This is a genomic window from Streptomyces sp. TS71-3 (assembly GCF_018327685.1).
Classification (GTDB): domain Bacteria; phylum Actinomycetota; class Actinomycetes; order Streptomycetales; family Streptomycetaceae; genus Streptomyces.
The window spans coordinates 3,746,641-3,766,547 of record NZ_BNEL01000001.1; the positions used below are offsets into that span (position 1 = coordinate 3,746,641).

Here is a 19,907-nt window from a genome sequence, read left to right on the forward strand (position 1 = left end):
GAGGCCATGGCCGTGGAGTTCGTCGGGGGTCTGCGGCCGGGGGAGTCCGGTGAGGCCGAGCCCGTCGGAGTCGGGGACGAGTGTCCGGAGGTGGAGCCTGGCGAGGCGGGGGCCGCGGCCCTGGAGCACGTTGTCTCCGAGGCCCCCGCACCTGGGCCCGCCCCTGTCGTGCCCGTGCCGGAGCCCCCGGCGCAGGTGGTCGTTGCACCTGGCCCGCTCGCTCCCACGTCCGAGCCGCTGGCTTCCATGGCCGAGCCGCTCACTCCGGAGACGGAGCTGCCGGCTCCCGCGGCGGAGGCACGCATCGCCCTGCCCGAGGCTCACGACCCCACGCCCGAGCCGCAAGCCCCTCACGCCGCGCCCGCGGCCCCGGCGGCTCCCGCGGCGCCCGACGCCGGGCCGCAGCCCCCTGAGGCGGCCGGAGAGCAGCCGCAGCCGCCGGAGGCACAGCCGGGAACCGTTCCGCTGCCCACGCAGTCCGAGCAGTCCGGACCTGCGGCAGGGCAGTCGTCGGTCACGTCGTCTGCCACGCCGTCTCCGGACCCTGCTGACGCCCTGCCGCCTTCCGCACTGGGGGCCGCAGTTGGGGCAGAGGGCGCATCCAAGGCGCCCGCCGATCCCGTACCGCCCGCCGATCCCGTCGTACCGCCCGCTCCTGCCGAACCCGCACTCGCCACCGGATCGGCAGCCCCCACCGGCTCGGCACCCCCCGCCGACCGGGCGCCGACCCCCGCGGAACAGACGCCTCCCGCGGAAGAGAAGCCTCCGACGGAACGGACGCCTCCCGCCGAACAAACAGCTCCGGCCGACCAGACAGCCCCCATCAGCCCGGCGGCCACGCCCGACCCAACAGCCCCCACGCCGCCCCACCAGCCACCGTCCGACCCGCTCCCCGACCAGCCCGAGGATCTGTCCGACCATCAGTCCGAGGCCGTTTGGGACGACGGACTGATCGCCCGCCGCGCTATGGCCGGCAGCCAGGAGGACGACGTGGTGGACCTGGGTGGCAGTGCCGGCAGCCTCCCTGGGAGCGTTGCCCCGGACGGGGAGGCCCGTATGAGTGAGTCCGTGTACGACGCGCCGTTGCGGGACCGTCTCGACGCGCTGCGCGAGCTGGTGGGCCTCTCCCGGACGCGCGTGGACAGCGGCACGCTCGCGGAGGCGGGGCGGGTCCTCGACGAGGCGTCGGCCCGCGGCAGGCTCTCCGGGCGGCACACCGTGATCGCTCTCGCGGGGGCCACCGGCAGCGGCAAGTCGTCGTTGTTCAACGCCCTCGCCGGGGTGACGATCTCGGACACGGGGGCGCGCCGGCCGACGACGTCGTTCCCCGTGGCGTGCAGCTGGTCGGACGACGCGGCGCCGCTGCTCGACCGGCTGGGGATCCCCGCCCGGCTGCGCCGCAGACCGCCGCACAACCCGGAGGCCGAGGCCCAGCTGAACGGCCTCATCCTGGTGGACCTCCCGGACCACGACTCGGCGGCGGTCGCCCACCGCGAGCAGGTGGACCGTGTCCTCGCGCTCGTCGACGCCGTCATCTGGGTCGTCGACCCGGAGAAGTACGCCGACGCCGTCCTGCACGACCGTTACCTGCGCCCGATGGCTGGACACGCCGAGGTGATGTTCATCGTGCTCAACCAGGTGGACCGGTTGCCGGGTGAGGCCGCGGACCAGGTCCTGGACGACCTGCGGCGGCTGCTCGACGAGGACGGCGTGGCCCTGGGGGAGTACGGCGAGCCCGGCGCCACCGTGCTGGCGGTGTCCGCGGTGACCGGCCGCGGCATCGGGGAGTTGCGCGGCACCATCGGGCAGTTCGTCGCTCGGCGGGGTGCCGCCGGGCGCCGTATCGCGGCCGACGTGACCGCCGCCGCGGGCAGGCTGCGGCCGGTGTACGCGGCGGGGCGGCATGCCGGGCTCAGCGAGGAGGCGCGCGAGGAGTTCGCGGACCGGCTCGCGGAGGCCATCGGCGCGACAGCCGCGGGCGTGGCGGCGGAGCGTGCCTGGCGCAGGAACGCCAACAAGGCCTGTGGCTCGCCCTGGCTGCGTCTGTGGCGCTGGTACGAGGCCTGGCGGTTCCCCCGGATCCGCCGGTCGGCCCAGCACACCGCGGCCGACGAGGCCACCGCCAGACAGCGTGTCGAGCAGGCGGTGCGCACGGTGGCCGAGGAGGCCGCTGCCGGGCTGCCCGGTCCCTGGGCCCAGGCGGTGCGGGAGGCGGCCGTGCGGGGCGCGCGCGGGCTTCCCAGGGCGCTGGACGAGCTGGCCCTGTCCGTCGGGGACTTCGACAAGCCCCCGCGGCCCGGCTGGTGGCCCCTGGCGGTGTTGGCCCAGGCGACCATGACGATCATGCAGATCTTCGGCGGCCTGTGGCTGGCCGGGCAGATCATCGGCCTCTGCGCGCCGAACCTGGGGCTGCCGGTGATGCTGATGGCGATCGGCGTCATCGGCGGACCCGGCGTCGACTGGGGCTGCCGGATGGCGGCCCGTGGCCCGGCGCGCCGCTACGGGCTCGAAGCGGAACGCCGCCTCCGGGAGGCGGCGGCGGGTTGCGGGCGCGCCAGGGTCCTGGATCCCGTCTCGGCGGAACTCCTGCGGTACGCGGAGGTACGCGGGCAGTACGTGCGGGTGCTGGGGCCGGCGCAGCCGACGGCGGCCCGGGTGGGGTGAAGCGGAGGGGGCCCGCTCGATCCCCGGAGCGAGGCCCGCCTCGATCTCCTGCTCGGGTCCGCCTCGATGGCCTGCGCGGGTCCGCCTCGATGTCCTGAGCGGTCCGCACGTTGCCCCCGACGGACAGCCGTGCCCGCACGGCGTGGACCCGGCGAAGGCCTTGCACAGGCCTGCCCTGGGCCCGGCGCCGCGGCCTGCTCCTGGACCCGGCAGCCGCGCCGATGACCCGCGCGACGTGGCGTGTTCACCCGCTCGGGTGACGGGGTTGTCCACAACAGTCGGGGTGTCCACAGGCCTCAGCGGGATTCCTGCCGCGGGTGCAATCTGAATCCGCGGCCGGGGACGGGCCGGTCGGAGAGAGGCCGGTCGGAAGGGACTCGGACCGCCGGCGCAAGCGCCTGAAGGGTTCTGAAGAGGATCCGCGGATCGAGGCGATCCGCGGATCACACAGGGGGGTTCGGAAAATGAACGAGACGCTGGTGACGGTGGTGGGGAACGTGGCGACCACACCGGTCTTCCGGGAGCTGCCGTCCGGATCGGTCGCACGCTTCCGCCTGGCGGCGACCGCCCGGCGCAGGGATCCCGCGACGGGCCTCTGGTCGGACGGGCACACCAACTTCTTCACCGTCTGGGCGTGGCGGGCGCTGGGAAGCAACGTGTCGGCCTCGCTGTCCGTGGGGGAGCCGGTCATCGTGCAGGGCAAGCTGCGGGTGCGCAACGAGGAGCGTGGCGGAGGGCAGCAGTGGATGTCGGCCGACATCGACGCCCTCACGGTCGGCCACGACCTCTCCCGGGGCACGTCCGCCTTCCGCAGGGCGCAGCGCACCGACCACTCGTCCGGCGAGCAGCAGCCGGGCGCGCCGGGAGCCGGCACCGGGACGAGTGCCACCACCGCCCCGGGTGACGAACCCGCCTGGGAACGGGACCCCGTACCGGAGGCGGACCCAACTCCGGGGGAGGAACCGGCGACCGGTGCACCCGCTCCGGCGGAGACACCGGGGTGAGGACCGGCTGACGGCACGCCGACCGGAGCGCCGCGCCGACCGGAGGGTCACGCCGACCCGACGGCCGCGCCGGCCACGAACACGCCGACCTCGAACAACCCCCGCCCGTTCTGCCCGTATTGACGGATCGGCGACATCAATTTGTCGATAAGGCAGGTTCGGAACCGCTCTTCTGAATAACGATTGCGAGTCGGATCGGTTGTACGACGGTATGAGTGGGGATCCTGTCCAACCGCTCTTTCTAGGATGCCGGGCGTAGCTCACGGGGAATCCGATTCTGCTGGCGGGCGACCAAACCCCCCATGTCCACAGTTCCCGCCCGAAGGGGAATTCTGTGTTTTCTGCACTCTCTGTGTACCGGCGAGGTGTCACCCGCTTCGCCGCCGCGACCCTGGTGTCCGGCTTGGTGGTGGCGGGCACCATAGCCGCCGCGGGCACCTCCGCCGCCGACGAGGCGCCGCAGCAGCACGGTGGGGCCACCGCGACGATCGGTGGACTCAAGACGTTCGGTGACGCGGTCATCCACGACCACGGCACGAACGAGAAGGTCTCCGCCGGTCTGTTCGAGATGACCGTCGACAACGGCGGCACCCTGCAGACGTACTGCATCGACATACACAACCCGACGCAGAAGGACGCCAAGTACCAGGAGACTCCCTGGAGCGGCACCTCGCTGAACGGCAACCCCGACGCGGGCAGGATCAGCTGGATCCTGCAGAACTCCTACCCGCAGGTCAACGATCTCGCCGCGCTCGCCAAGAAGGCAGGTGCGAAGACCCTCAGCGAGCAGGACGCCGCCGCGGGCACCCAGGTCGCCATCTGGCGCTACTCGGACAAGGCCGACGTGGACGCCGTGAGCCCGGCCGCCGAGAAGCTCGCTGACTACCTGGAGGAGCACGCGCAGAGCGTCGCGGAGCCGAAGGCGTCCCTGACCCTGGAGCCGCCGGCGGTCTCCGGCCACGTGGGCGAGAAGCTCGGACCGGTAACGGTGCGGACCAACGCCGGCCAGGTCACGGTCACCCCGCCCATGGACGCGGCCGTCAGCGGCGTGAAGATCGTCGACAGGAACGGCAAGCCCGTCACCACCGCGGTCAACGGCAGCCAGCTCTTCTTCGACGTCCCGCAGAGTGCCCAGGACGCCACGGCCACGCTGACGGTGCAGGCGTCCACCACCGTCCCCGTGGGCCGCGCGTTCGCCTCCGACACCCGCAGCCAGACGCAGATCCTCGCGGGCTCCAGCGAGTCCACGGTCTCCGCGGCGGCCACCGCCGACTGGGCCAAGAAGGGCCCCATTCCGGCGCTCTCCGCGGAGAAGAACTGCGACAGGAACGGCGTCGACATCACCGCCACGAACGAGGGTGACCAGCCGTTCACGTTCCAGCTCATGGGCCTCGAGCACACCATCGCGGCCGGCAAGTCCGAGACGGTGACGGTCCCGTTGCAGGAGGACCAGGCCTACGACTTCGCGATCAAGGGCGCGAACGGTTTCGAGAAGCACTTCAAGGGCGTCCTGGACTGCAAGACCCGCAGTGACAGCGGCATGCAGCCGATGTCCCAGCCGAGCCCGGCGTCGGCCGGCGGTGTCTCCGGCGGCATCTCGGGAGGCGACCTCGCCGAGACCGGTAGCTCCAGCGCCACGCCTCTGATCGCGGGCATAGCCATCGCCCTGGTCGTGATCGGCGGTGTCGCGGTCTTCCTGGTCCGCAAGAAGAAGTCCCCCGCCCAGCACTGACGCACGGCACGCCCGCTCACCCGGTGCCGCGCGGCACTCGGTGAGCAGCCGGCCCCGGCCCGCCCCCCGAGGCGAGCCGGGGCCGTCGTGCGCCGGCGGGTTGCCCGCGCGGTCCCCGCACCGCTACCGGCATGTCCCCGCACCCACTCCTGCGGGCACGGCGCACGGCTCCTACAGGCACGTCCCCACGTCCCTCCGGGCACGGGGAGCCCGCACCGGGGCGGCAGGGTGGCGTGGCTCACGGACCCTTCGTCACAAAGGGTGATGGCGGCGTCCGGTCGCCCGTACAGACGGCACCGGTGGGCACGGCCGTCCGAGGCCGGTGAACAGGGCCGGCGGGCGCGGACCAGGGAGGCGGTGCCGCGGGCCGGGCCCGCCGACGTGCTGCGCACCAGCCGGTTTCCTCGGGGGGCCCGCCGTACGGCAAGATGGGTGTGTCTGCCCTCATGCGGCGGAGTCGACGGCGACATTCGACAGCCATCGACACGGACAATGCAGGCTCAAGCTCGGACGGTTTCTTTTGGCTGAGTTCATTTACACCATGCGCAAGGCGCGCAAGGCGCACGGCGACAAGGTGATCCTCGACGACGTCACCCTGAGCTTCCTGCCCGGCGCGAAGATCGGGGTCGTCGGGCCGAACGGCGCGGGCAAGTCCACCGTCCTGAAGATCATGGCCGGTCTGGAGCAGCCGTCCAACGGCGACGCGTTCCTCTCCCCCGGCTACACCGTCGGCATCCTGTTGCAGGAGCCGACGCTCAACGACGAGAAGACCGTCCTGGAGAACGTGCAGGAGGGCGTCGCCGGCATCAAGGGCAAGCTCGACCGGTTCAACGAGATCGCCGAGCAGATGGCGACCGAGTACACCGACGCGCTGATGGAGGAGATGGGCAAGCTCCAGGAGGACCTGGACCACGCGGGCGCGTGGGACCTGGACGCCCAGCTGGAGCAGGCCATGGACGCGCTGGGCTGCCCGCCCGGCGACTGGCCCGTGGCCAACCTCTCCGGCGGTGAGAAGCGCCGTGTCGCGCTCTGCAAGCTGCTGCTGGAGCAGCCCGACCTGCTGCTCCTCGACGAGCCCACCAACCACCTCGACGCCGAGTCCGTGACCTGGCTGGAGCAGCACCTCGCCAAGTACGCGGGCACCGTCGTGGCCGTCACGCACGACAGGTACTTCCTGGACAACGTCGCCGGGTGGATCTGCGAGGTCGACCGCGGCCGGCTGCACGGGTACGAGGGCAACTACTCCAAGTACCTGGAGACCAAGCAGACGCGCCTCAAGGTCGAGGGACAGAAGGACGCCAAGCGCGCCAAGCGGCTGAAGGAGGAGCTGGACTGGGTCCGCTCCAACGCCAAGGGCCGCCAGGCGAAGTCCAAGGCCCGCCTCGCCCGCTACGAGGAGATGGCCGCCGAGGCCGAGAAGATGCGGAAGCTGGACTTCGAGGAGATCCAGATCCCGCCGGGTCCCCGGCTCGGCAACGTCGTCGTCGAGATCGAGAAGCTGAACAAGGCCTTCGGCGACAAGGTGCTCATCGAGGACCTCTCCTTCACGCTGCCGCGCAACGGCATCGTGGGCGTCATCGGCCCGAACGGCGCGGGCAAGACCACCCTGTTCAAGATGATCCAGGGCCTGGAGGCCGCCGACTCCGGCACGATCAAGGTCGGCGACACCGTCAAGATCTCCTACGTCGACCAGAACCGCGCCAACATCGACCCGAAGAAGACGCTCTGGGCGGTCGTCTCGGACGAGCTGGACTACATCAACGTCGGCCAGGTCGAGATGCCCTCGCGCGCGTACGTGAGCGCCTTCGGCTTCAAGGGACCGGACCAGCAGAAGCCCGCCGGCGTGCTCTCCGGCGGTGAGCGCAACCGCCTGAACCTGGCGCTCACCCTCAAGCAGGGCGGCAACCTGCTGCTCCTCGACGAGCCCACCAACGACCTGGACGTGGAGACGCTCTCCTCCCTGGAGAACGCGCTGCTGGACTTCCCCGGCTGCGCCGTCGTCGTCTCCCACGACCGGTGGTTCCTGGACCGCGTGGCGACGCACATCCTCGCGTACGAGGGCGACTCCAAGTGGTTCTGGTTCGAGGGGAACTTCGAGTCCTACGAGAAGAACAAGATCGAGCGGCTCGGGCCGGACGCCGCGCGTCCGCACCGCGCCACCTACAAGAAGCTCACCCGGGGCTGAGGGCGGGCGGAAGCTGTGGCTCGGCACGTCTACCGCTGTTCCCTGCGCTGGTCGGACATGGACGCCTTCGGGCACGTCAACAACGTCGTCTTCCTGAGGTACCTGGAAGAGGCGCGCATCGACCTCATGTTCCGGCTGGCGCGGGAGGACGGCTCGGCGTCGTTCTCCGGCGGGTCCGTCGTGGCCCGCCACGAGATCGACTACCTGCGGCCGCTGGTGCACCGGCACGAGCCGGTGATCATCGAGTCGTGGGTGGCCGGCATCACAGCCGCGTCGGTCACCATCGCGTACGAGATCAAGGACAGCGAGGACAACGGCTCCGTGACCGGCACGGTGTACGCGCGTGCCAAGACCCTCGTGGTGCCCTACGACCTCAAGGCGCAGCGGCCGCGGCGGATCACCGACGAGGAGCAGGCCTTCCTGGAGGGGTTCCGCGAGGAGGGCCAGGTGCCCGCCGGGCGTGAGGGCTCCCGTCGCGGTGGCTCCCGGGGCGGCGCGGGCTCCGCTTCCTCAGGGGCACTCGTCGTATGACCGCCGGGCGCCAGACGGTGCAGTTCACCGACCCGGGGGAGGCGGCCGACCTCGCCGCCTTCCTGGGGCGGCTGCTCCGCTACGACCGGGCGGCGGCCGTCCGCATCCAGGCCTCCGGTACGGCCCTCGCGGTCTTCGGCCGGCCCCCGTCCTTCGAGGTCCTGGCCATCCGCACGGCCCGGCTCGCCAAGCCGTACGAGCACGGGCTCGACGAGGCCCTGGACGTCACCGTCTCCGCCGGCGACCTGCTGGAGTCCATCGACGAGCGGGCGGCGACGGCCGTCGTGCCCGAGCCGGTCACCGGGCCGCCCTGGGCCGGCCTCCTCCCGCCCCGCGGGGGCTGGCGGCCGCAGCCGGGGCTGCCCGCACCACGGGCGCTGCGGAGGCTGGTCGCCGGAGTGATCGCGGAGTTCCGGGCGCGCACGGAGGAGCTGGGCGAGGACCGGCGGACCCGTACGGAGCTCGACAGGATCGGTGAGGACATCTGGTCCCGGCCGGTCGGTGACACGGATCTCCCGGTGCGCGCGGCACACGCGGCGCAGGCACTGGGGTTCCTGCCGGGGCCGGCCCCCGGCGGGCACGGCGACGGCGGCACTCCCGGCGAGGGCCCCGCCGACCAGGGCCCCGACCTGCCCGGCACGGGGAACGACCTCGGTACCGGGAACGACGCCGGACCGGCCGTCACGCTGCTCGCCACGGGCGCGTGGCTGCGGCTGCGCACGCCGTACGGTTCCGTGGCGGTCCGCAAGGCGGGCACCCCGGCACTCAGCGTGACACCGGCCTAGGGAGCGGGGGCGCCGCCCGTCGGCGGGGGCTTGCACCGGATCGGTGCGTGCGCCGGGACCGGTGCCGGGCGGCTTCGGTGCCGGGCCGGGTTCGGCCGGCAGCAGGGACCTCTCGGACGTCAGCCGGCCGTGTTCACCATGGAGGCGGCCGCGTAGGTGAGGTACTTCCAGAGCGTGGCCTCGTGCTCCTCGCTCAGACCCAGTTCGTCGACGGCGTCCCGCATGTGCCTGAGCCAGGCGTCGTGGGCGTCGCGGTTCACCGCGAACGGGGCGTGCCGCATCCGCAGCCGCGGGTGGCCCCGCTGCTCGCTGTACGTCGTCGGGCCGCCCCAGTACTGGATCAGGAAGAGCGTGAGGCGCTCCTCCGCAGGGCCGAGATCCTCCTCCGGGTACATCGGCCGCAGCAACGGGTCCTCGGCGACGCCCTGATAGAAGCGGTGCACCAGGCGCCGGAAGGTCTCCTCGCCCCCGACCTGCTCGTAGAAGGACTGCTCCTGAAGCGTGCCGCGCGGAATCTCATTCACGCCGTCCATGGTCTCAGACCGCACGCCGCGGTTGGCGGGCCCGGGGGCCACGGAGACCGGTCGCACCCCGGCCGCGGCCCCGCCCCGGCCCCGGCCCGGGCCCCGGGGCTCGCGTCCGCGGCGGGCCCGCAGCACAGTGGAGACATGACCTCCTACGCCCTCGACGACGGCCTCGAAGGCCTGGCCGTCGCCGCGCGGGCTGCGCTGGTGCGGCAGATCGCGGCCGGCGGAGCCTTCGACGACGATCCGGCCCTGCGCGCGGCGTTCGCGGAGGTGCCCCGGCACCTCTTCGTGCCCTACTACTACGTGGGCTCCGAGAGCGCCGAGGGCGGCTACGAGCGGCTGTGGGGCGAGGACCCGGACCCCGGGCGGCGGGCCGGGTGGCTGCGCGGCGCGTACCAGGACAGCGCGCTGGCCACCCGGGTGCGGGACGGCGAACTGCTCTCGTCCAGCAGCCAGCCGTCCCTGATGGCACGCATGCTCGCCGACCTGCGCCTCGACGAGGGGCACACGGTCCTGGAGATCGGCGCCGGCACCGGCTACAACGCGGCGTTGCTGGCGCACCGGCTCGGCGACGAGCAGGTCACCACGGTGGACCTCGACCCCGAGATCACCGACTCCGCGCGCGACCACCTCGCCGCGGCGGGATACCGTCCGGCCGTCGTCACCGGCGACGGCACGCGCGGCTGCCCCGAGCGCGCCCCCTACGACCGGATCATCGCCACCTGCACGCTGGACGACCTGCCGCGGCCCTGGCTCGCGCAGTGCCGGCCCGGCGCACGGATCCTCACGCCGTTCGCCACGGGCCTCGTCGCGCTGGAGGCGCAGGGGCCCGACCGGGCGGAGGGGCGCTTCCTGCCCTCGCCCGCGTACTTCGTGCCGTTGCGCGGCAGCTCGCGCGGGGCCGGGCGGCGGTCGCCCGCGCCTCCTTCGGCGGGCCGGCTGCCGCGCGGGGCGCTGGAGGACGACTCGTTCCGGTTCCTGCTGGTGCTGACGGAGGGGCGGCTCGGTCCGCGGGAGGCGCTGCGGGTGTGGGACCGGGAGGGGCATCCGGGGCGTGAGCGGTACGGGATCACCGTTGACGGTGAGCGGGCGTGGGTGTGGTTGGACGCGCCGCGGGGGCCGTACGGGTACGGTTGGGAGCTTTGACCCTCGTGGGGCGGGCCTCGTTGTGGGCGGTCCCCACGACGTCGTCTTTCCCCCGGCTGGGGTGCCGTCCCGGGCTGGGGGGCCGTTCCGGCGTGGGGTGCCGTTCCCGGCCCTGACGGCTTCCCCGGCGTGGGTGGTGTTCCGGGGTGTTGGGGCTGTGCGCCCCGGGCTCCACCGCTCGCCTGCGGTGGGCCCGGGGCTGCGAGGGGGCTCGGCTCGTTTTCGGCCACCGGGCGGTGGGGGCCTTTTGCGCAGTTCCCGCGCCCCTTATGGGGCTCTGCCCCTTGCTGTTTCGTTTCTTTCCGGCGGCCGGTGGGGGCTTTTTGCGCAGTTCCCCGCACCCCTTATGGGTGGGTGGTTCTTGCTGTTTCGCTTTTTTCCACCGGCCGGTGGGGGCTTTTTGCGCAGTTCCCCGCGCCCCTTATAGGGCTGCCCCCAGCCAGCCCTCCGGCTTGGCTCGCGGTTCCCTGCGTCCCTTACGGGGCGCCTAGCCGCGGCGGATCGTGATCGTCGTCCACGCTCCGACGTGGACCCGGTCGCCGTCCTGGAGGGGGACGGGGACGAAGGGCTGGATGGGGTCCTCGGCGCCGTTGACCGTCGTTCCGTTGGTGGAGTTCTGGTCGACGACCGACCAGGAGCCGTCGGGCTGCTTCACGAGCATCGCGTGCTGGTGCGATACGCCCGGGTCCTCCGGGGGGACCGAGAGGTCGATGTCCGGGGTGTCGCCGGTGGAGTGCCGGCGGCGGCCGATGGTGACGCGCTCGCCGGTCAGCGGGCGCTGCTGCTCCGGCGAGTACGCCGGGAGGTTGAGGCCCGCCGCCTCGGGACCCGAGCGCTGCATCATCGCCATGAAGTACTCGCGGTCCGGACCGATCGTGATCGTCCAGCTGGTGGGCGGGGCGTAGCCTCCGGGCGCGCCCGGCATACCGGGACCGCCGGGACCGCCAGGACCGCCGACACCGGGCGGCGGGGGGCCGGGCTGCCGGTAGCCGGGCGGGCCGGGCTGGGACTGGTCACCGGGGGCCGGCGGCGCCATCGGGCCGCCTGCCGTGGGCGCGGGGTGCGCGGGCGGCGAGATCACCCAGTCGTCGTCGCCGCGCGCGGGCGGAGGCGGGGGCGGGCCGGGTACCTGGCCGTTCTCCTGCGGGAAGACGGACGGCGGGGGTGGCGTGCCGCCGGGCTGCTGCTGGAACGCGGCGGGGGCACCGCCTGCGCTCGGCGCCCCGGGACCGCCCGGGCCCCGGGGCGGGGGCGCCTGGCCGCCCCCGTCGCCGCCGAACGACCCCTGGCCGGGGCTCAGGGGCTCAGCGGGGCGGTTCACCTGCGAGGGCCGCGAGCTCTGGTACTCGTACGGCTCCCGCCCGGCCGGCGGCGACTGCTGGAAGTGCATCGGCGGTGCGCCGCCGGGGCCCTGGCCGGGGCCGCCGGTGTTCGGCATGTTGCGCGGGGCCGCGGGGGTGTAGGAGGTCGCCGTGTTCGTCAGGAAGTTCCAGCGGCACTCCTCGCAGAACGGCGCGCCCCCCTCGCGCGGCGTGTGGCACTGCGGGCAGAGCTCCGTCTCTCTCTGCCCCGCGCCGGGACCGGAGGGTCCGGGGGCCTGCGGGTAGCCGTACGCGCTCGGGGGCGGGGGAGGCGGGGGCACGGAGTTGGCCATGCGGTGACCGCAGACCTCGCACCAGTCCTCGGAGCGCGACTGGTGTCCGTTCGGGCAGGTCAGCATGGTGGCGCTTCCCCCTCTCCTTCTCCGGCCCGGTGGCCGGCGAGTCAGGACGTTCCGGTTCGTCCTTGAGCCTGCTGTCGTCCGAGTCTGCCTTGCGCACCCCTGGCGCGAGGCCGGTTTCGGCATGATGACGTGCCGTCCCCGTTGGGAATCCCGGACATCCACCAGGGACGATCCTGCGGTGCCGCGACAGCGACGGCGCGACAGCCCTGAAGCATATGACGCAACTTCCGTGTCCCGGAGTTCTGCGGGACCCCCACCATTCGTGACCGGGGCGGCTCCTCTGGCCTCCTCAACCTCGCTGCGGCTCCTACGGTGACGGCTCCTACGGTGACGGTTCCTACGGTGACGGCTCTACGTGGACTGCTCCTACGGTGCCGGCTTCCTCGCCGACTTCTTCACGCGGACCGTCTTCGTCGACCTCGTCTCCAGGGTCATTTCGTCCGCATCCGCGACCCGTGCCTTCAGACGCACAGTACCCGCCGCGACATCCACCACGTCGACCACCTTGGCCAGCAGCTTGGCGGTGTCCTCGTTCCCCAGGGAGCCCGCTAGCTGAACGGCCCGGCCCAGCTTGGCCGTCGCGCCGTAGTCGTCCCCCGCCTTGCGGGCGTCCAGGCCCTCCCGGATGACCTGCGCCAGCTCGGCCTGGCCGGTGTAGTGGGCGACCTGCGCGTTGATCGAGGTGGAGGCGGCCAGGTCGTCCGTCCACACCGCGCGGACCAGGCCCTGCGCCAGCGTCCGCACCGTGCCGCCGTCCTCCGGGATCACCAGGGCCGCGCGGGCGGCGAGCATCTCCTGCCCGACGCCCGCGGCGGGCACCCGCACGCAGACGTGGTAGTCGCGGGACTCGTCGCCCCACGAGCCGGTCGGATAGTCGCCCGCGCGCGGGGACGCGTCGGTGCGCCGGGCGGTCAGCTCCTCGACCGCCGGCGCGACCTGCTTGACGAACACCACCTCGGCGCCCACGGGGGTCCACAGCCGCAGCGAGACGTCCGCGACCTCCTTGCCCATGGCCGTCTCCATCATCCGGGTGAAGTCCTCGGCGAGCCCTGACGGGTCGGCGACGATGTCGGCGCTGCCGAGCAGCGCCGAGGCGATGCCGGTGACCTCCTTGACCTCCCAGTCCGTGCCGACGCCGCGCGCGTCGCAGGTGAAGTGGCCCGCGCAGGTCTCCAGGGCGGCGCGCAGCTCGTCGCCGGACTCGTGTTCGTTGCGGCCGTCGGTGAGCAGGATGCCGTGCCGGATGCCGACGTCCGCGGTCGACAGCAGCCGCTCCGCGAGCCGCAGCCAGGTGCCGATCGCGGTGCCGCCGCCGGCGGTGAGCTTCCGCAGCGCCTGCTTGGCCTGCTCCCTGGTCTCCGCGTCGGCGACGGCGAGCCGGCCCGCGCCCGGATAGACCTCCGTGGCCTTGTGCGTACCGCCGATCACCGCGAAGTGGACGCCGTCGCGCAGGGTGTCGACGGCGGCGGCCGTCGCCTCCCTGGCGCCCCGCATCTTGGTCGGCGGGTAGTCCATCGAACCCGAGCAGTCCACCATGACGGCCACCGCCGCGTCCGGTACCCGCCCCGCGCCGGCAAGCTGCGCGCCCGAGGTGCCGCCGCCGGTCGCGGTGACCGTCACGATGGCGTTGACCTCGCGGCCGCCGTCGGGCAGGTACTCGTTCTGGTAGACGTCGACCGCGAACTGCGGGACGTCGGTCTTGGAGAATCTGGCCATGGCATCCGCTCCCCCTCAGGCTTGCCCACGGCGGGTGGGTTCCCTCTCTCCTCGCCGGCTGTGACCATGGCCGGGACCCGCGCCGGCGGCGGGCGCCCCGGCCCCCCTCAGGCCGATCCTGCCCCTGGCGCCGGAGCCGGGAACGGCAGTACGGCCACTGTTACGTTGTCGTGGCCGCCGCCGTCGAGGGCGTGGCCGACCAGGACCTGGGCTGCGGCCAGCGGGCGCTGCGCGGCGTCCGGCGGCAGGACGGACGCCATGTCGCCGGCCGCCTCCGCGTAGTTCCACAGGCCGTCCGTGCACACCACGACCACGCCCGGCCGGTCGGGCTTGAAGGCGGCGGTGTGCGGCTCCAGCTCGTAGGCGTCGGCGCCGAGCCAGCCCGTGATGGCGTGGGCGCGCTCGTCGGCGTAGGCCTCGGCCTCGTTCATCAGCCCGGTGGCGACCATCTGGGCCGCCCAGGAGTCGTCCTCGGTGAGCCGGGCCGGGGGCGCGCTGCGGTCCACCGGCACCCAGTACGCGCGGCTGTCGCCGACCCAGCCGACGATCAGGAGGTCCTTCGCGACGATCGCGCCGACCAGCGTGCAGGCCGGGGCGTTCTGGTTCGGGCCCTGCTCGCGGAGCGTCGCGGGCTCTTCGGCCAGGGCGTTGACGGCGTCCGCCGCGGCGATGATCGCCTCGTGCATGGCCTGCTGGGGGTGCGTGCCGCGGGGCAGCGCCGCGAGCAGCGACTGGGTGGCGGTACGGGACGCGGTGATGGAGGCGTCGTCCGGACGGGTCGCCGACGACACACCGTCGCAGACGACGGCGAGCACGGCCGGCGCGCCGTCCTGGAGCACGGTCGACGACACCGCGAACGCGTCCTCGTTGCGGTGGTGCCTGAGGCCGCGGTCGCTGACGGCGGCCACCGTGGCGAGCTCCTGCTCGATGTGGTCGCGCTCGCGGGGCTGGGCCTTGCCGCAGTTCTCGCAGTAGTCGTCCCGGTCGATCCGGCCCGCGGCGCAGAAGACGCAGAGCCGGACGTCCGGCAGGGGCGTGGACAGCGTGTCGTCCTCGACGGTGCGCGGATCCGCCGGCACGCCCGCGGCACCCACGGCGGGCGGATCGTCCCGGACCATCCCGGCCGATCCGGCGGGCGGCTGCGGCGCGGCCAGTTCGTAGTCGTCCGGCTCGGCGGCGGGGGCCGGTGGCGACGCGGGCCAGGCCGCGGCGGCGGGCGGGGGCGACGGCACGGGGGACTGCCCCGGGACGGCGGGGTGGGCCGCCAAGCCGTTCCCCATCGGGAGCTGGTCGCCCTGCGAGTCGGTGCCGGGCAGGTCGCTCGGCAGGTGCACCGGCGCGGGGGGCTCCGAACCCTCGGTGCCGGGCGCCGCGGGCCACTCGACGGACGCCGCGGAGGCGCCGTCGGGACCGGTGGAGTGGCCCGAAGCCGCGGGGGCCGCCGCCCAGAACCCGTCGACGCCCGGTGCCGGCTCCCCGTCGGCGCCGTGCTCGGCCCGGCCTGCGTACCCGTCCACCGAGGGTGACGGGACGGCCGGATACGGCGCGGGCCGGGCGGGCCCGGGGTGAGCCGAACCCGCGGAACCCTGCGCCGCGGCACCCCGCGTCGCGCCGGAACCCCCCGCCGCGGACCCCCGCTCGGCGGGCACGCCGCCCACCGCCAGGGTGGGCCGGTCGGCCGCCGCCCACAGCGCGGACAGGTCGAGCCCGCACCCGCCGCAGAAGCGATCGCCCGACTCGACCGGTTCCTCACAGGCCGGGTTGGGGCAGCTCGACCCGGCGGCCGACTGGGGCATCTGCGACATGTTCACACCAACGTCCGGGGGCGGAGGCGGTTGGCCCGCTCCACCAGTTCGATCCGCTCCTTGCGGCTGTCCGTGAGCCGGGCGAGCGTCCGGTACGAGCGTTCCAGGCCCAAACGCAGGCCACGCTCGTCCAGTTCGCTGCCGAGCAGCACGGGTCTTCCGCCACCGCGGGGCGGGGCGGAACCTTGGCTACCGGAGAGTACCCAGTCGAGGGCCGTCCCCAGAACCTCGGTCGACAGCAGTTCTCTGCGGACCGCGTCGAGACCGAACGCCACCAGGGATTCCACCTGGCCGGCCGCCGCCGTCAGGTCCGCCAGGAACGAGGGGTCGCCGCCGGGCGCGTCGTGCGGTGCCCCGAGCCGGTGCCGGAGCCTGGCCCGGACCGCGGCCACCCGGGCGGCCGTGTAGTGGATCGACGACTCCGGCACGGACTCCAGCGTGCGCACGGCCCCGCTGCGGTCGCCGGCCGCGAACCGCACCCGGGCGAGGCCGAACGCCGCGCTGACGTAGCTCGGGTCGGTCGTCCACACCAGCCGGTAGTACTCGGCGGCGTTGTCGAGCTGGCCGAGCACCTCCGCGCAGATGCCCAGGGCGATCTTGGGCGCGGGCTCGCCGGGGAAGGCGTCGTAGACGGCGTCGAAGGAGAGCGCCGCGCGGGCGTGGTCGCCGGTCGCCAGCGCCACCACGCCCTGGTACCAGACGACGCGCCAGTCGCTCGCGTGGTCGCGCTCCAGGGCGTCCAGGGCGGCCGCGGCGGAGGCCAGTTCCCCCATCTCCAGACGGGCGCGCAGCTCGCGCAGGCGCAGCTCCAGGGAGCCCGCGGGGGCGGTGCGCAGCGCGCTGATCAGCTCGCTGGGGGCGGACGCGATGAGTCCGGCCAGGAAGCCGGCGTTCGGGTCGTTCGCGTCGACCCGGGGGATCGGCAGGGCCAGCGCGGCGGCGCCGGCGATGGCGCTGCCGAGGGAGACCGGTCCCGAACCCGAAGGCCCCGCCAGGGGCGTGGGCGGCGGTGGCGCCGGCGGCAGCCCGGCCGCGAGGGCCTCCTGGGCCTGGGCGCCGGTGACCGGTGCCAGGGCGGGCGCGCCGCCGGGCGCCGGGCCCGCTGCCACCGCGGCGGTGCCGGCCACGGACGCCACGGCCGCGCTCCTGCGCGGCGCGGGCAGCGGGCGCAGGCCGAACCGGGACACCTCGGGCGAGGCCTCCTTGAAGAGCTCGGTGTCGGTGACCTTCAACTCGGGCCCGAAGAGCGTGGACAGCGCGGGCCGCGGCCGGCCGGTCTGCAACGCGACGACCTCCCGCAGCACGCCCGTGAGCTGCTCCGCCATCTCCTCCGCGGAGGCGAACCTGCGGGCCGGGTCCGGGTCGGTGGCGCGCACCAGCAGGCGGTAGAAGGACTCGTAGTCGCGGAAGACGTCGATGTTGTCCGGGTCCGGGAGGGAGTCCACGAAGACGTTGGTGTAGCCCTGGAAGTCGAACGTGAGGACGGCGAGGGTGCGCGCGACCGTGTACAGGTCGGAGGCGACCGACGGGCCCACCTCGGCGACCTCGGGGGCCTGGTAGCCGACCGTGCCGAAGATGGCCGACTCCTCGTCGTCCATCCGCCGTACCGCGCCCATGTCGATCAGCTTGAGCTGGTCCTCCGTCTGGATGGCGTTGTCGACCTTGAAGTCGCAGTACAGAAGGTTGCGGCTGTGCAGGTGGCCGAGGGCTTCCAGGGTCTCGATGCCGTAGGCGCAGGCCTGCTCGACGGGGAGCGGATCGCGCCTGCCGTCCGTGGTGCGCCGGCCGTTGGCGATCTCCTTGAGCGACTTGCCGCCGACGTACTCCATGACGATGTAGCCGTCCATGGAGCCGGTGCGCTGGTCCAGGTGCTCGACGAAGTTGTAGATCCGCACGATGTTGGAGTGCTCGATCTCCGCCAGGAACCGCCGCTCGGAGATCGCGGCGGCCATCGCGTCCTGGTCGCCGGTGTCCAGCAGGCCCTTGAGCACCACCCAGCGGTCGGATACGGCCCGGTCCACCGCGAGGTAGATCCAGCCGAGGCCGCCGTGCGCCAGGCAGCCCGCCACCTCGTACTGGCCGTGCACGATGTCGCCGGGCTGGAGCTTCGGAACGAACGAGTACGGGTGCCCGCACTTGGTGCAGAACCCCTCCGTGCGCCCCGGGCGCTCGCCGCGCGGCCGGCCCACCGGGGCACCGCAGTCCGTGCGCGAGCAGAACCGCTTGCGCTCCGGCACCTCGGGGCGTTCGAGCACCATCGCGCGCGGGTCGGGCCGCGGCACCTCCGGAACCGCCACCAGGCCCGCGCCCAGCCTGCCGCGCGCCGAGCCGCCGGCACCGGAGCCGGAGCTGCGCACCGACACCGAACGGGCCGTCGTGTCCCCGGTCAGCGACCGCGACAGGCGCCCCGAGACCGATCTACGGGAGGTCGCCGAGCGGGCGGACCGTCCCGTGCCGGAACGCGCTGAGCGGGCCGAGTGCGCCGAAGCGGACGACCCGCCCGACCCGTCTGCCGTCGAGCCGCTCGAAGGACCCTCGCCGCCGCCCCTGGGCTGCCCCGCGATGCCGGTCGGCGAGGACCCCACCATGCCGTTGGCCGACACCACCGGCGCCAGACCGCAGGTGTCGCAGTACAGCTCCCCGCCGCCCACGTCCTCGTAGGCGCCGGAGCAGTCCGGCCGCTGGCAGGCCCCACCGCTCATGCGTCCCCCCTGGCGGATGCGGGCCCGCCCTGCTCGGGGACCCGGCTGGAGAGCGCCTCGGCGGCCGCGTGCTGGTAGCGCAGCACCGAGGCCTCCGCGGCGCGCAGGTCGCACGGAGCGCTCCACAGCATCCGGCGCGCCGCGTCGTAGCGCTCGACGAGCAGCGGGTCCTCCGCCATGCCGTGCTGGGCGATCTTCGCCTTGTACGCGTCGAGGCGGCCGCGCAGCTCCGCGCGGACCGCGAGCGGCGCGGTGACCGCGGTGAGCGACTCGCGGGCCCGCAGCAGCTCGTCCTCGGCCTTCTCCTCCAGGGACTCCAGCAGCGGGGAGAGGCGGTGCCACTGGCCGTTCCTGCGGTACTCGGCTGCCGCGGCCAGCTGCTCCTGGAGGGCGGTCGGCGGGCCCGAGACCGCGGGCACCTCGGACGCCGCGATCTTCGCCAGCACCTCCCCGCGCGCGAGACGCGCCTCGGCGAGGGTGCGGTCCGCTCGGGAGAGGATGTCCCGGAGGTTCACCAGCCGGGCCTCGGCGTCCTGGCGGACCGTCAGCACCGCGTCGATCTCCCGGCGGACGTCCTCCAGGGCCCTGGCCTCGCGGTCGTACCGCTCGGTGTCGGGCCGCCCGCCGCCCGGCGCGGAGCTGCCGGTGGCCGAGGGCCGCCAGAAGGCGAGCGGATCGGAGACCACCTGCTCCCGCAGGGAGGTCAGCGCGCGCGTGATGCGCTCCAGGTCGTCGCCGGCGGGATGCTCCCCGGGGCGCACGCCCACGGAGTGCGCGAGCTGCCGGGTGCGCTGGAGCTCCGCGGAGAGCAGGTCGATACGGGCGGGCAGCGCGGACCACACCGCGTCGGCCGCCACGACCAGGTCCAGCGAGGCCGCGTACAGGTCGTTCATCCGCGTCACCAGCGTCTGGAGGGAGAGCAGCTCGCTCAGCCGGGCCGGGCCCTCCGCGCTCGCGGAGCCGGGGACGGCGACGCTGTCACCGCGCAGCAGCTCCGTCAGCTCGACCAGGTCCTCACGGTTCGGCCAGCGCCGCCGCGCGCGCATGTCGCGTGCCGCGCGCAGGGCGTCCGTGTAGGAGTCGAAGCAGGTCCACAGCAGCGTGATGGAAGCCTCCGCCGCCGCCCAGCGCTCGCGCGTTACACCGGTCAGCTCGGCACCTTCGAGGAGCCTGCGGCCGGCGTGGTCCTGGAGGGCGAAGAGCGAGGTCTCGATCGCCTCGTGCTCCGCGCCGAGCCGCGCCAGCGCACGGTCCACCTCGTCCCGGTCCATCACCGACCCAGGGGGCCCCGCGACGCCCATCGATCACCTCTCCGCTCTCGTCCTGCCCGGTGGCTGCTCACGGTTCCTGCCCAGGGCGGCGGCGTTTCAGCCTCCGCCCGGACTCC

General features: G+C 73.8%; 13 protein-coding genes. 7 read left to right on the top strand and 6 right to left on the bottom strand.

What is annotated here, in order from left to right; translation table 11 throughout:
* Window positions 1-1,056: 1,056 nt before the first annotated feature.
* The 6 genes from Sm713_RS15165 (at window position 1,057) to Sm713_RS15190 (ending at window position 8,901) form a co-directional block, all read left to right on the top strand.
* The gene (locus Sm713_RS15165) at window positions 1,057-2,664 is read left to right on the top strand and encodes a GTPase (RefSeq protein WP_374195987.1); all 1,608 of its coding nucleotides are present in this window, start codon (window positions 1,057-1,059) and stop codon (window positions 2,662-2,664) included.
* Window positions 2,665-3,128: 464 nt separating this feature from the next.
* A complete protein-coding gene (locus Sm713_RS15170; RefSeq protein ID WP_212910145.1) occupies window positions 3,129-3,668 on the top strand; it encodes a single-stranded DNA-binding protein in 540 nt (179 codons plus the stop codon).
* Between the two features lie 352 nt (window positions 3,669-4,020).
* Window positions 4,021-5,400, top strand: coding sequence for a Cys-Gln thioester bond-forming surface protein (locus tag Sm713_RS15175; protein ID WP_212910146.1), 1,380 nt, complete (start codon window positions 4,021-4,023; stop codon window positions 5,398-5,400).
* A 520-nt stretch (window positions 5,401-5,920) separates the two neighbouring features.
* Window positions 5,921-7,585: an energy-dependent translational throttle protein EttA gene (gene ettA, locus Sm713_RS15180; RefSeq protein WP_212910147.1), complete on the top strand. Its 1,665-nt coding sequence runs from the start codon at window positions 5,921-5,923 to the stop codon at window positions 7,583-7,585.
* 15 nt (window positions 7,586-7,600) lie between these two features.
* The gene (locus tag Sm713_RS15185) at window positions 7,601-8,116 is read left to right on the top strand and encodes a thioesterase family protein (protein ID WP_212910148.1); all 516 of its coding nucleotides are present in this window, start codon (window positions 7,601-7,603) and stop codon (window positions 8,114-8,116) included.
* Window positions 8,113-8,901, top strand: coding sequence for a hypothetical protein (locus Sm713_RS15190; RefSeq protein ID WP_212910149.1), 789 nt, complete (start codon window positions 8,113-8,115; stop codon window positions 8,899-8,901). Before Sm713_RS15185 ends, Sm713_RS15190 begins: the two co-directional genes overlap by 4 nt.
* 119 nt (window positions 8,902-9,020) lie before the next feature.
* Here Sm713_RS15190 and Sm713_RS15195 read toward each other — a convergent pair whose 3' ends face one another.
* A complete protein-coding gene (locus Sm713_RS15195; RefSeq protein WP_212910150.1) occupies window positions 9,021-9,434 on the bottom strand; it encodes a globin in 414 nt (137 codons plus the stop codon).
* 135 nt (window positions 9,435-9,569) lie between these two features.
* On the opposite strand from Sm713_RS15195, the gene Sm713_RS15200 reads away from it, so the two are divergent.
* Window positions 9,570-10,574 (top strand): methyltransferase domain-containing protein, encoded by a 1,005-nt coding sequence (locus Sm713_RS15200; protein ID WP_212910151.1) that lies wholly within the window; start codon window positions 9,570-9,572, stop codon window positions 10,572-10,574.
* 487 nt (window positions 10,575-11,061) lie between these two features.
* On the opposite strand, the gene Sm713_RS15205 is transcribed toward Sm713_RS15200, so the two are convergent.
* The 5 genes from Sm713_RS15205 to Sm713_RS15225 form a co-directional block, all read right to left on the bottom strand.
* Window positions 11,062-12,294 carry an FHA domain-containing protein gene (locus Sm713_RS15205; RefSeq protein ID WP_212910152.1) on the bottom strand — a complete coding sequence of 411 codons (1,233 nt, stop codon included), beginning with the start codon at window positions 12,292-12,294 and terminating at the stop codon, window positions 11,062-11,064.
* A gap of 369 nt (window positions 12,295-12,663) precedes the next feature.
* A complete protein-coding gene (locus Sm713_RS15210) occupies window positions 12,664-14,013 on the bottom strand; it encodes a VWA domain-containing protein (protein WP_212910153.1) in 1,350 nt (449 codons plus the stop codon).
* Window positions 14,014-14,120: 107 nt separating this feature from the next.
* The gene (locus tag Sm713_RS15215; protein WP_212910154.1) at window positions 14,121-15,818 is read right to left on the bottom strand and encodes a protein phosphatase 2C domain-containing protein; all 1,698 of its coding nucleotides are present in this window, start codon (window positions 15,816-15,818) and stop codon (window positions 14,121-14,123) included.
* A 2-nt stretch (window positions 15,819-15,820) separates the two neighbouring features.
* Complete coding sequence (locus Sm713_RS15220) at window positions 15,821-18,520, bottom strand: serine/threonine-protein kinase (RefSeq protein ID WP_212910155.1); 2,700 nt, start codon at window positions 18,518-18,520, stop codon at window positions 15,821-15,823.
* Window positions 18,517-19,821, bottom strand: coding sequence for a hypothetical protein (locus tag Sm713_RS15225; protein WP_212910156.1), 1,305 nt, complete (start codon window positions 19,819-19,821; stop codon window positions 18,517-18,519). The genes Sm713_RS15220 and Sm713_RS15225 overlap by 4 nt, the downstream gene beginning before the upstream one ends.
* Window positions 19,822-19,907 lie beyond the last annotated feature (86 nt).